This is a genomic window from Anatilimnocola aquadivae (genome assembly GCF_049819085.1).
Lineage (GTDB): Bacteria > Planctomycetota > Planctomycetia > Pirellulales > Pirellulaceae > Anatilimnocola.
The window spans coordinates 469,536-481,589 of sequence record NZ_CP187419.1; the positions used below are offsets into that span (position 1 = coordinate 469,536).

Below are 12,054 nucleotides of genomic sequence, written 5' to 3' on the forward strand. Positions count from 1 at the left end.
TTCCTTCTACTGGCCCGAATCACCCCCAGGTAACTCGACGATGACCCTTCGCAAACTCATCGGCAGCCTTTGCTATGCTTCGCTCTGTTTGTCCTCGCTGGCGACGCTCGGCATCGCTGCCGAATCCGACTGGCCGACCTTCCGTGGACCGACGCGAACCGCTGTTTCGCCCGACAAGGGCCTGCTCACTGAGTGGCCCTCCGAAGGTCCTGCGTTGCTCTGGGAAGCGCCAGGCGCTGGTCGTGGCTACTCGAGCCTGGCGATTGCGGGTGGCAAGATCTTTACCCTCGGCGATGCTCTGTCGACCGCCGGAGAAGAAGACAAGGACGAATACCTCACTTGCTTCAATCAGGCCGATGGCAAGCAACTGTGGAAGACCAAGACCGGCAAGGCTTGGACCAGCGGTCAAGAAAGTTGGCAAAGCTCGCGCAGCACACCGACCGTCGATGGCGACTCGGTCTACATTCTGACGCCTTACGGCGAGTTGATTGCCTGCGAGGTCTCAACCGGCAAGGAACTGTGGCGCAAGAACATCAAGGACGAGTTTTCCGGCAAGAAGGCCGACAGTTGGGGTTACAGCGAGTCGGTTTTGATTGACGGCGACAACCTGATCTGCACCCCCGGCGGCACCACCGCAACAATGGTGGCTCTGAACAAGAAGAATGGCGAAACCATTTGGAAGTGCGTGAGCGCTGACGATCGTGGCGCGGGGCATGCTTCGGTGGTGATCTCGCAAATCGGCGATACCAAGGTCTACGTGCAAACAACGGGCAGTGGTGCCCTGGGCGTGCGGGCGAAAGACGGCGAACGGCTGTGGCAGTATCCCATCGACAGGACCACCGCAGTCATTCCCACACCAATCGTCCGTGGCGATCTCGTCTTCTTTGCCGCGGGTTACAAGCGAGGTGGTGCGCTCCTCAAGCAAAAGCCGGCTGCCGACGGCAAGGTGGAAATGGAAGAGATCTTTCCCATCAACACTGACCTAGCGAATAAGCATGGCGGCATCGTCCTGGTGGGCGATCACCTGTACGGCGATTCAGACGATCAGGGCATTCCATGGTGCGCCGACCTGATGACCGGCGAAATCAAATGGAAGAAGCGAGCCAGCGGCAAGAAGTCGGCTTCGTTCGCGGCCGCCGATGGTCACCTCTACATTCGCTTTGCCGACGGCACGATGGTGCTCGCCAAGGCGACGCCCGAAGACTACATCGAAGTCGGCAGCTTCAAGATTCCTGACGGTGGCGAACGCCCCAGTTGGTCGCACCCCGTGATTGCCGACGGCAAGCTCTACCTGCGCGAGCAGGACAAGATCTTGTGCTACGACGTTACCAAAAAGTAGCAGCCTGGTCGGCAGTTTGGCCCTGCTACGAACTTGAGATATAGTGGCCTGATGATGTCAGCCACTCGAAAATCAGCCAACCGGGTCAAGTCCTTTCGCCAGGCACGCGGGCTGTCGCAGGCTGATCTGGCAGAGAAGACGGGCATCTCTCGGTCGGGCATTAGCGCCATCGAGAGCTGCCGGCTGGTCCCTTCGGTCGAGGCAGCGATTCAGCTGGCTCGAATTTTTGAGTGCTCGGTTGAAGAACTGTTTGGCTCGGATGCAGCTGGCACGGCGATCACCTGGGCCTGGCAACCCGCAGTGTTTCCTTGCCGCTATTGGCTCGCCGAAGTCGGCGGGCAAGTCTTGGCTTATCCGGTCGAAGCCTCGCTGGCCAATCTTCGCTTGGCCGATGCCACTGCCGCCAGCGGCGACTTCAAAGGGAAAGTGACCGACGTCGCCAATCGTACGCTGGTGATTGCCACCTGCGATCCGGCCGCCAGCTTTCTTGCTCAACTATACGAGCGACAATCGCCGTTTCGCCTGCTCGTGCTCTCACGTTCCAGCGGTCAGGCCCTCGAGTTGCTCGAGCAGAATCTGGTGCATGCAGCCGGTGTGCATCTGGCCCGCGTGAACGAACGTCAGGGCAATGCCCAACTGGTGCAGGGGCGATTGCCAAAGGACGACTGGCAACTGCTGCGCGTCGCGCAGTGGCAGGAAGGGCTCGCGACGAGCACACAGACTTCGGTGCGTTCGCTGCGGCAAGCAGCGAATGAATCGCTGCGCTGGGTCGGCCGATTGCCAAGCGCTGGTGCGCGGCGTTGCCAGGACGAGATTCTGGCCGATCGTCGCCCGCCGCAGCGAACGGCTCTCGATCATCGCGGAGTTATCGAGGCGATTCGCAATCACTGGGCCGATGCGGGCATCTGTCTGCAACTAGCCAGCGAGGAAGCCCAGTTACCATTCTTCCCGATTTGTGAAGAGCAATACGATCTCTGTTTCGCGCAGCGAGTCGCCTCCGATCCGCGCATCACAGCCCTCGTGCAAACCATTCGCAGCGCCGAGTATCGCCAACTGATCTCGCAACTGCCCGGCTACCGCGCGGTTGATACCGGCGAGATCGAGAAGATCGATCATCGCGAGTGAGAGTAGCTCGCGATCTTACGGCGAACCAGTCAGCAGGCTCACGAGTTGCCCAACGGGAATGGTGTACGCCTGAATGAGCAGCAAGGCCGCCAGATATCCCCAGCGATAGTAGCGGTCTTCTTTCTCGCACTGCGCCAGGCCGAGCAGCATCAACATCCAGCCAAAGCCGCGCACGGGGGCCACGCTGTAGGTGGTCGCGGCAAACAGAATGAGCAGGATGTTGCGGGTGTGGCTGACCCAACGAGACTTCGGCTCTACGGACTTCGGCACGAAGAACAGCAGACCGATCAGGCCTTCAATGAGGACTGTCCACCACGTCAGAAACTGGGCGAGCAGCGCGACCTGTTCACCGCCGGCGAGTCCCACGCTGGTAAGCCCCGCCAGTTGCCCGCTGCCGAGTTGTTCTCGCAGCGTGTGATTGTCGGCGAGCGTCTTCAGCGGCAAACCGGTCGTCCACGAAGTGAAGTGGGCGAAGCGATCGTCGACGAGCAACTCGAACGTGAAGAAACGGCCGTCGATGTATTCCGGCGTACAGATTTTCCACATCGTCGCCAGCACCATGCAGAGCGCGATGAGCAGCCGGCTCGTACGTGCCAGCGTTTCGCCCCATTGCGATTTGGGGAGTGAGAACGTGCAGCAGAGGGCGAGCGACCAGTAGACGAACAGGTACTTGTGATTGTCGGTCGATTCCCAATTGAAATAGACCGTCGTACCGAGCAGCATCGCGGTGATGTACCAGAACGGCGGCGTGTACAGCAACGGGCGAAAAATCAGTCCCAGGGCGAAGAGCGGAATCAGCACCACGCTCAGGTACCAGGCATGCGGCGCATGAATGAGCAGGTGCAAAATCGTAAGCGGCGGCAAGATCAGCAGGGGATCGAGTGCCAACCAGCGGCGATGGGCCCACGCGGGGGCCGCAGGTTGCGAGAGAGTCGGCGGCGAAACGGCAATCATGGTGCAGTCTCCCCAGCAGGTGCTTTTGCCGTGAAGAGAACTCGGTTCTTCAGTTCGTTCGTTCCGACCGGCATCTCGTATTTCCAGATCTCCACGCGCACGGCCTGAAACGGAACCGCCTGCCGATTGGTTTCACCCTTGGGCACCGCTGCGAGACTTGCAGGTTGAAGATTGCCAGTCGTCGTTTGAACTGCAGTGCTTACTCCCTGGTCGCGCAGCTCTCGCAATCGCTGGGCAGTTAGGGGCCGGTCCGGCGGTTCGTTTCTTAGTTGAGCCGCCAGTTGCTCTTGGGCGAGAGCCGGATCGCTCCACTGCCGCTGAGCAAGCTTGTTGGCCAGATCGCTGAGTCCCGCTTGATTGGGAATGGTGCGCAGTTCGCTCACGGTCTTGGCGACGTCACTGGGAAGCTCCAGCGGATGCTCGCCGGAATCGGTGATCAGCCAGGCATGCACCGAGCGGGCCTGTTCGCTGTCGATGGTCGAGAACATGCCGAAGCCGCCGCCCTTCCAGGGCGATTGTTCGGTCGTGAGCACTCGGTAGGCATGCAGACCCGCGACCAGGCAGAGGCAGAGGGGCGCGATCCAGACGCGCCGGTTTTGCAAACTGCGGTCGGTTGCTTCGTCCGCGACGACTTCGGGGGCTACAGGTGTTGCGATCGACATAATCGATACTACGGGAGTGCGAGTAGACGTTCCTCTGGCAAGTTTAGGTCACGGTTGGCGAGGTTGACCAACGATCTCGGCCTGTTGATACTGGCCTGCGCCCATCCGCCTTTCCCTGCTCGCCGTCCGGAGTCGCCATGTTCCGCTCCACACTCGCTCCTCGCTGTTTGGCCGTTCTCTCACTGGTCATTCTGTGCAGTGCGTTGCTGCCAAATCTCAGCGGCCAAGAACAGACCAAGACGAAAGAGGCCGAGAAGGAAGCCCCCAAGCGGCGGCCCAACATCGTCTTTCTGCTGGCTGACGATCTGGGCTATGGAGATCTCGGCGCTTTTGGCCAGGAGAAGATCAAGACGCCGCGACTCGACGCGCTGGCTCGCGATGGCATGCGGCTGATGCATCATTACTCGGGCAATGCCGTGTGTGCTCCATCTCGCTGCGTACTAATGACGGGCATGCATCCGGGGCATGCGATCGTCCGCGACAACAAACAGATCAAGCCGCAGAGTCAGTTTCCGCTCCCCACCGATACGGTCACCTTGCCCAAGTTGCTGAAGCAGGCGGGCTATGCAACCGGAGCCTTCGGCAAATGGGGCCTCGGCGGCGATGACACCACCGGTGAACCGATGAAGCAGCACATCGATCGCTTCTATGGCTACTACTGCCAAGGTGTTGCCCACAACTACTATCCGACCTTTCTCTGGAGCAACGACCAGCGCGTGCCGCTCGACAATCCTGAGTTTGCCGCCCGCTTCAAGCTGCCACCAGGAACCGACCTCAACGACCCGAAGACCTATGAACAGTTCAGCGGCAAACATTTCGCACCCGATTTGATCGCTGAGGAAGCGCTGAAGTTTGTCCGCGAGCACAAGGACGAACCGTTCTTCCTCTTCTTTCCCACCACGATTCCGCACCTCGCCTTGCAAGTGCCTGAAGATGGCCTGGAGCAATACACGAAGACCTTCACCGACGATCCGCCGTACGACGGCAGCAAGTCTTACCTGCCGCATCGCACTCCGCGAGCCGCGTATGCCGCCATGGTGAGTCGGCTCGATAGCCACGCCGGTCGCATTATCGACCTCATCAGCGAACTAAAGCTCGACGAAGACACGATCTTCGTCTTCTCGTCCGACAATGGCCCGCTCGACAATCGCTTCGGCGGCACCGACACCGACTTCTTCAACTCGAAACGCAACTTGCGCGGCTTTAAGGGTTCGCTCTACGAAGGGGGCGTACGGATGCCGACGTTCGTGCGCTGGAAGGGGAAGATCGAGCCAGGAACGACGAGCTATCGCGTGACAGGCTTTGAAGATTGGCTGCCGACCTTACTCGATCTGGCTGGCCTGGAGAAAGAGATCCCCAAGGACATCGACGGCATCAGCTTTAAGCCGGCGCTCGATGGGAAAGTTCAGCCGGTGAGACCATTTCTCTATCGCGAATTTCCTGGTTACGGCGGCCAGCAATCGGTACGCGTCGGCGAGTGGAAAGCCATCCGCCAAAAGTTGGCTCAAGGGCCGGCCCCGATCGAGCTCTATAATATTCGCCTCGATGAAGGAGAGACGAGCGATGTAGCGGCACTCAACCCCGACATCGTCGCCAAGCTTGAGGCCATCATGAAGAAAGAGCACGTCGTCTCGGCCGACTTTCCGATCAAAGGCCTGGGCGATCCGGTACCAGCAACTCCCGCGAAAAAGAACGCCAAAAAGCAGTAGTCACGGACGACAATCTCCATGGATTTGACGCCTCTCGAAGTGATCCAGCAGTTTGTCGCTGGTAAGATCTCGCCACCCGAGTTCCGCGACCTGCTGTACAACCACGACGGCTTCGAAGAACTGCTGACGAACGACCCAAATCTCAAGCGGCCCAACTATGTGTTGCTGGCTGGCAGTGCCTATCACTTTGTGATCTCGCAGAGCTACGACGATGCGGCCGGCATCGTCAATGCACAGAACGCGCTCTGCGATTACCTGAAGCGGAACAAAATCGAGTTCGAGCGGACCAGCGTCTATGAAGACCTGCACGATGTTTTGCTCGACGCCCAGCCCAAATGGCTACTCGTCGATTCGTACTGGATCAGCCAGAACATCATGCCGCAGGCGGAAGGACGTACGGGCAAAGCACTCCTGAATTGGCTGAAGGAACAACTGCACGAGCGATTTCAGTTTGCCAGCAAGCCACCCAAGTGGCTGCGGAATCCCAATTGGCCCCTCGGCCCCCACGGCCCGCTTGTCTTCCTCGGGCAGGTAAAAATCGAAGGCTATTTTAAAGACAAGGCTGCCGCCTATGTCTTCTACGATCCAGAGAGTAAGGAAACGAAGACGATTTTGCAGTCGTAGCGAAACCAGGGGTCGGGGCAATTTTCGGGCTCGCCGACACTTGCTTCAGCCGCAAACCGCTACCCCGAAACATTGTCCTGACCCCATTCTGGTCGGCCTGCTGCCTAAGCAAAGCTTTGCTCTCAACTTCTGTTTTGGTTTGGGTCACAAAGCCAGCGGATAACGCAACGCGAGTAGGGTCAGGAGGATTTTCGGGAGGACTTCAAGTTGCCAAAACAATCGAACGATCCCGAAAAACCTCCCGACCCTGGTTGAGCCCCACTTGTTTCGCTCAGATGCTGACTTAGGCTGATGCCAAGCGATCTCCATCTTTTTCTCGCGGAGCAGGAACATGACCAAGCAACCACAGACACAACTCTCCCGCCGGCAATGGCTCGGTTCGGCAGCGCTGGCCGGCGCAGCAATTTCAGCCGCGGCCGGAAATGCGATCGCGGCCGAGGAAGCCAAGGAGAGCAAGGGCTCAACCAAGGGGAACGTCAAGCAGTCGGTTGTCTATTGGTGCTTCAATGTCGCGGGCGATAAGTGGGACATCGAGACCACAGCCAAACATGCTAAGGCACTGGGCTGCAAGAGCGTGGAGCTGTGCGAGCCCGAACTGTGGCCGACCTTGAAGAAGAATGGACTCATCTGTGCCATCGCGCCGAACGGCATGCCGGGTGCGCCGTTCATGAAGGGCTTCAACAATCCGAAGTACCACGACGAGGTCATTGCCCGCACGACTGAGGTCATCGATAAGTGCGCCGAGTTTGGTTACCCCTCGGTGATTGCCTTTACCGGCTTCAAATTCCGTACCGCCGAGGATCCTAACAGCGGCGAGATCAGCGCCGAGGAAGGTGCAGAGAACTGTGTGAAAGGGCTGAAGAAAATTATCGGCCATGCGGAGAAGAAAAAGGTCACCATCTGTCTCGAGCACCTGAACAGCCGGGACGGTTCGCATCCGATGAAGGGGCATCCCGGCTATCAAGGCGACGATGTCGATTATTGTGCCAAGATCATTCGCGCCGTCGGCTCCGAGCGGATGAAACTGCTCTTCGATATCTATCACGTGCAGATCATGAACGGCGACGTGATGCGGCGGATCGAGCAATTGAAAGATGTGATCGGCCACGTCCACACCGCGGGCAATCCCGGCCGCGGCGAACTCGATGACAACCAAGAGATCAACTATCCGCCGATCATGCGCAAACTGATCGAAGTGGGTTATCAAGGCTACGTCGGCCAGGAATTCATTCCGACGCGCGACCCACTCGCAGGACTGAAGCAGGCCGTCACCTTGTGCGACGTATGATCCGCCTACCTTGCCTTGCTCCCACCGCTTTGCTCCTAACGCCTTGCCTTGCCTTGCTCCTACCGCCACCGCCCCTGCGGCGGTGGTTCATTGGCTTTTGCACTAGCAGCGGCCGGCTTGCTCGCTCCGCCGGCAACTTCGCCGGGGAAAACTATGTTCACAAACCGGGCCGGTTTGTGAACGCGACCTGCAGTATCTCTCGGGTTTGGCGCGCCTGAGTGTTCACAAACCCCCAGGGTTTGTGAATACCCACCATTCCCGCACGTATCGACTTACGTCGATTCAGCCAATTCTAGCGAGCGCTGTGGCGGTGTAGTTCAACCAGGATTTAAAAGATCAAGTTGCAACTGCGCGCAGGTGCACCTCTCTGATTGGATGCCACGCCTGTGACTAGTCTGGTCCGGCGACGGCGAGAATTCCGAGCTTTTTTGCACAGAGTGTTCGCTGCCAGAAATGAAGTGTGCCCCAGAATGAGCTGAGGCACGAGTCGTTTTTAGTGTGAGAACTGTGCTGATTACTTCTCGCCCTTGCGGAACTTCTCGAAGTACTGCTTCGCATGGTCCCGTTGTTCGCGGGGCAGGTTTTGCTCGTTGAGCGCATCGGGGTCGCGAGCCGCCGCCGATTGCAGTTCTGCTTTCACATCTTGCAGCGACTTGCCAGCAATGTTCTTGCCGTCGGCATCACCGGTGCGAACCGATTCGCCCGGACGTGCTTTGCCAGCGACGCGCGAGTCGTAGGACTTGGTATCGACTTCTTCTTCGGGGCGATCGCCGCTCCCTTGGCCTTTTCCCAAGCCTTGGCCTTTGCCCTTCTTGTTTCCCTTGTTGCCTTGGCCCATCTTGTTGCCGTCCATGTCTCCAAGATCTTTGCCTTCCTTGCCCCCGGCTTCTTTACCGTTCATGGCATTCTTGGCATCGGCCAGTTCATCGAGCACTTCGTCCAGGTTTTCCATCTGGTCGAGTTGCTCCTGGGCTTCCTTCATGGCTTTGGCAAGATCGTCGAGCTTCTGGCCGGCTTCTTTCGGGTCACCATTGCCGTCCTTCTTCATGCACTCGGCACACTGGCCCAGTTTGTTGGCCATCTTGTCGAGCATCTGCTCCATCTGCTTGCCTTCTTTTTCAGCCTTGTCGAGCTTCTCTTGCAGCTTGGCGGCCCCTTCCTGGTCACCCTGTTCCAGCTTCTTTTGAATCTCACGTTGCAACTGCTCGCGGTTATCCTTTTGGTTCTGGGCCATCTCCTTGATCTTGTCTCGCAGCTGCTCCATCTGCTTGGCGAGTTGCTCTTTGTCTTTTTCATCGAGCTTGCCGGCTTTCAGGTTGTCCTTCAGCTGTTCGAGCTGCTTTTGAGCTTCCTTGAAGTCACCATCTTTCATGGCATCGGCGAGCTTGTCGGCTGGACCTTTTTCGATCTTGCCGAGCTTATCGAGTTGCTTCTGCATTTCCTTGGCACCGCCGAGTTCACGCTTCCGCTGTTCGACTTCCTTGGCCAGATCGTTGATCTTGATCGTGGCTTCCTTCTTATCCATCCCTTCCTTGGTGGCGATGTTCTCGACCTTCTTCGAAATTTCCTTCAGCAGTTCGGCGTCTTTCAGATTGACGTCGGTTTCGTCTTTTTTCTTCTGCTTGTCGTCGATCTTCTTCTTCAGAATCTCGGCAGCCTTTTTGATCTGCTGCTTCATCTCGGTTGTTTGGGTGCCCGCAGCGGTTGCCTTGTTTTCGAGCCCGGCATTCGGTAACAGGAAGAGACCAGCGATCACGAGTGCCGGAACAAGCGGCAACGCGATGCGCCAGGTGGGCTGCACGCGGAACTGCTCACGGACATCAATTCGTTCGACTTTGCGAATGGCATCAGCCACCAGCGCGCGGCCCACTTCACTGGAGAGTTCTTCGCTGTTGAGGGCGAAGGTGCTCGAGACGCGTTCTTTCAAACCATAGCGGCGGTCGAGTTCAATCGCAGCATCAATGGCCGAGCGACGCACGACATAGGTCCACACGCTGGCAATGATCAAACCGACAGCCAGGCTGCCGCCGATCCAGCTGTAATTCCAAATGTCGTGCTTGATGGGCAAGGCCCAGATTTTGGGAATGGCCAGGCCGATCGCGCCGATGAGCAGGGTCGCAAACAGAGACCAGACGGCGATCGTCAAAAACTGCTGGCCGATGAGCCGCCGCTGAGCCCGACCAACTTGACGTTTGATCTCTTCCATGGCCAAAACCCTCGGTGAACAAAAAGACTTTTGTGCGCGCGTGCTTGCCCGCAGATAAGACGACGCTCGCGTGTAATTCGGTCGTGCCTGTTGATTATAGGGCTGCTGGCCCGCAAATCTCTAGCACGAAATGAAAGCAAGTGACAAAGAGAATACTCCCGTCACTGTCTCGTAGTTACAGCCAGCGTTTCAACTAGACACCTGAATTGCCCACCTCCCTCAGACCACCCAACTGGCATAGGTGGAGATTCAGAGAGCCGTTATACTTGCTTGACCGGCAGGACCGAAACATTACAATGGTAGTCAACATGGTGATGTTTCTGCTCGGTGAGCACTCCCAGGCTGGCTCTAAGTAGTGAAATAGTCAGCTTTTGCCTTCTTACGACGTCTGCGGACGAAAATCATGACCGATCAAGCGAAGCTCAGCAAAGTCGAGGGAATCAAAGACGCCAGCAACTTTCTCGCTGGACCCTTGGCCACGGAAATGTTCGATGGCAACCCGAACTTTGGTCACGACAGCGAAGTGCTGCTGAAGTTTCACGGCACCTACCAGCAAGATGACCGCGACTCGCGCGGCCAAGTGAACGAAGACGGCAAAAAGACCAAGTCGTACAGCTTCATGGTCCGCACGCGCATTCCCGGCGGCATTCTCACCAGCGAGCAAGTGCTGGAAGAACTCAACCTGTGCGATGAACTGGGCAACACAACCCTGCGCATCACTTCCCGCCAGGCGTTTCAGTTGCACGGCGTGCTGAAAGAAAACCTGAAGCGGACCATTCAGCGCATCAACGAGTGCCAACTCTCGACGCTCGCCGCCTGCGGCGACGTGAACCGCAACGTCATGTGCTGCCCCGCGCCGTACAAGAAGAACATCTACCGCGAGACCCAGGCGCTGGCTCATGAAATCGCCATGCACTTCGCGCCACGCACCAAGGCGTATCACGAAGTTTGGCTGACCGACACCGCGACCGGCGACAAGCAACTCGTCGGCGGCGATACCGAGTCGAGTGGCGACGGCTTTGATGTCGAGCCGATCTACGGCAAGCACTACATGCCGCGCAAGTTCAAAATGGCGATCGGCTTCGACTTCGACAACTGCGTCGATCTCTACGCCAACGACCTGGGGCTGATGGCGGTCACCGACGGCGACAAAATCGTTGGCTACAACGTGATTGTCGGCGGTGGCATGGGCGTCACTCCTTCCGCCAAGAAGACCTTCCCGGCGGTTGCCAAGCGACTTTGCTTTGCCGGCCCGCACAATGTGATCAAGGTTGTCGAAGCGGTCTTCAAAGTCCAACGCGACTTTGGCAATCGCGAAGATCGCAAGCTGGCCCGCCTGAAGTACGTCGTGGCGAATTGGGGCATCGAGAAGTTCAAGGCCAAGGTCGAAGAGTACTACGGCGGTCCGCTGCCAGAGCCACATCCGACCGATGTCCACGGCTTCAACGATCACATGGGTTGGGACGAGCAGGGTGACGGCAAGTGGTTCTACGGTTTGAATATCGAGAACGGCCGCATCAAAGACACGGCCGAAATGCAGCTGAAGACCGCCATCCGCGAAATCTGCACTGTGCTCAAGCCGGGTGTTCGCCTGACCGCGCACCAGAGCATGCTCTTCACCGATATCGAAGAGAAAGACAAGGCTCAACTCGAAGCCATCCTGCGCAAATACGGCGTCAAGCTCAGCGAAGAGATCAGCGAAGTTCGCCGTTACAGCATGGCCTGCGTGGCCTGGCCCACTTGCGGCCTGAGCATCACCGAAAGCGAACGGGCCCTGCCCGGCATGATCGATCAACTCGAAGTCGAACTGGCTCGCCTGGGACTTTCCAGCGAGAAGTTCACGGTCCGCATGACGGGCTGCCCCAACGGCTGCGCTCGGCCTTACAACTGCGACGTCGGTCTCGTCGGTCGTGCCCGCGGTCAATACACCGTGTTCGTCGGCGGCCGCTTGCTGGGCGATCGCTTGAATACGATGTACAAGGACTACGTGCCGTCCGAAGAAGTCGTGAGCACACTCACCCCGCTGTTCGTCTACTTCAAGACCGACCGCCAGCCTAGCGAAACCTTCGGCGACTTTTGCAATCGCAAGGGAACAGCCGACTTGGCTCAATGGGCCGAGAACTTTGCCGTCGCCAAGTAGCTTTGCG

At 58.1% G+C, this 12,054-nt stretch carries 9 protein-coding genes; 6 read left to right on the top strand and 3 right to left on the bottom strand.

Features of this window, described 5'->3' with window-relative positions; genetic code table 11:
- Window positions 1–40: 40 nt before the first annotated feature.
- Together NA78x_RS01935 and NA78x_RS01940 are read left to right on the top strand one after the other, a co-directional pair.
- Entirely contained in the window at window positions 41–1,339 is a 1,299-nt protein-coding gene (locus NA78x_RS01935) for a PQQ-binding-like beta-propeller repeat protein (RefSeq protein ID WP_425616733.1), read from the top strand.
- 54 nt (window positions 1,340–1,393) lie between these two features.
- Entirely contained in the window at window positions 1,394–2,464 is a 1,071-nt protein-coding gene (locus NA78x_RS01940; protein WP_425616734.1) for a substrate-binding domain-containing protein, read from the top strand.
- 15 nt (window positions 2,465–2,479) lie between these two features.
- On the opposite strand, the gene NA78x_RS01945 is transcribed toward NA78x_RS01940, so the two are convergent.
- Together NA78x_RS01945 and NA78x_RS01950 are read right to left on the bottom strand one after the other, a co-directional pair.
- Window positions 2,480–3,418 carry a hypothetical protein gene (locus NA78x_RS01945; protein WP_425616735.1) on the bottom strand — a complete coding sequence of 313 codons (939 nt, stop codon included), beginning with the start codon at window positions 3,416–3,418 and terminating at the stop codon, window positions 2,480–2,482.
- Window positions 3,415–4,080, bottom strand: coding sequence for a hypothetical protein (locus NA78x_RS01950; RefSeq protein ID WP_425616736.1), 666 nt, complete (start codon window positions 4,078–4,080; stop codon window positions 3,415–3,417). The genes NA78x_RS01945 and NA78x_RS01950 overlap by 4 nt, the downstream gene beginning before the upstream one ends.
- A gap of 137 nt (window positions 4,081–4,217) precedes the next feature.
- Here NA78x_RS01950 and NA78x_RS01955 point away from each other — a divergent pair, with 137 nt between their 5' ends.
- From NA78x_RS01955 to NA78x_RS01965, 3 genes are all read left to right on the top strand, one after another.
- The gene (locus tag NA78x_RS01955) at window positions 4,218–5,789 is read left to right on the top strand and encodes an arylsulfatase (protein ID WP_425616737.1); all 1,572 of its coding nucleotides are present in this window, start codon (window positions 4,218–4,220) and stop codon (window positions 5,787–5,789) included.
- Between the two features lie 18 nt (window positions 5,790–5,807).
- Window positions 5,808–6,413, top strand: a complete 606-nt coding sequence (locus tag NA78x_RS01960) for a hypothetical protein (RefSeq protein WP_425616738.1) — start codon at window positions 5,808–5,810, stop codon at window positions 6,411–6,413.
- A 331-nt stretch (window positions 6,414–6,744) separates the two neighbouring features.
- Window positions 6,745–7,701: a hydroxypyruvate isomerase family protein gene (locus NA78x_RS01965; RefSeq protein WP_425616739.1), complete on the top strand. Its 957-nt coding sequence runs from the start codon at window positions 6,745–6,747 to the stop codon at window positions 7,699–7,701.
- A gap of 514 nt (window positions 7,702–8,215) precedes the next feature.
- On the opposite strand, the gene NA78x_RS01970 is transcribed toward NA78x_RS01965, so the two are convergent.
- Window positions 8,216–9,907, bottom strand: a complete 1,692-nt coding sequence (locus NA78x_RS01970; protein WP_425616740.1) for a hypothetical protein — start codon at window positions 9,905–9,907, stop codon at window positions 8,216–8,218.
- A 403-nt stretch (window positions 9,908–10,310) separates the two neighbouring features.
- Between NA78x_RS01970 and NA78x_RS01975 the strand changes: the two genes are divergently transcribed.
- The gene (locus tag NA78x_RS01975; protein WP_425616741.1) at window positions 10,311–12,047 is read left to right on the top strand and encodes an NADPH-dependent assimilatory sulfite reductase hemoprotein subunit; all 1,737 of its coding nucleotides are present in this window, start codon (window positions 10,311–10,313) and stop codon (window positions 12,045–12,047) included.
- Window positions 12,048–12,054: the final 7 nt, after the last annotated feature.

Coding starts and splice junctions, on each gene's coding strand:
- NA78x_RS01935 (WP_425616733.1), top strand. CDS start 41: ATGACCCTTCGCAAACTCATCGGCAGCCTTTGCTATGCTTCGCTCTGT.
- NA78x_RS01940 (WP_425616734.1), top strand. CDS start 1,394: ATGTCAGCCACTCGAAAATCAGCCAACCGGGTCAAGTCCTTTCGCCAG.
- NA78x_RS01975 (WP_425616741.1), top strand. CDS start 10,311: ATGACCGATCAAGCGAAGCTCAGCAAAGTCGAGGGAATCAAAGACGCC.
- NA78x_RS01945 (WP_425616735.1), bottom strand. CDS start 3,418: ATGATTGCCGTTTCGCCGCCGACTCTCTCGCAACCTGCGGCCCCCGCG.
- NA78x_RS01965 (WP_425616739.1), top strand. CDS start 6,745: ATGACCAAGCAACCACAGACACAACTCTCCCGCCGGCAATGGCTCGGT.
- NA78x_RS01955 (WP_425616737.1), top strand. CDS start 4,218: ATGTTCCGCTCCACACTCGCTCCTCGCTGTTTGGCCGTTCTCTCACTG.
- NA78x_RS01950 (WP_425616736.1), bottom strand. CDS start 4,080: ATGTCGATCGCAACACCTGTAGCCCCCGAAGTCGTCGCGGACGAAGCA.
- NA78x_RS01970 (WP_425616740.1), bottom strand. CDS start 9,907: ATGGAAGAGATCAAACGTCAAGTTGGTCGGGCTCAGCGGCGGCTCATC.
- NA78x_RS01960 (WP_425616738.1), top strand. CDS start 5,808: ATGGATTTGACGCCTCTCGAAGTGATCCAGCAGTTTGTCGCTGGTAAG.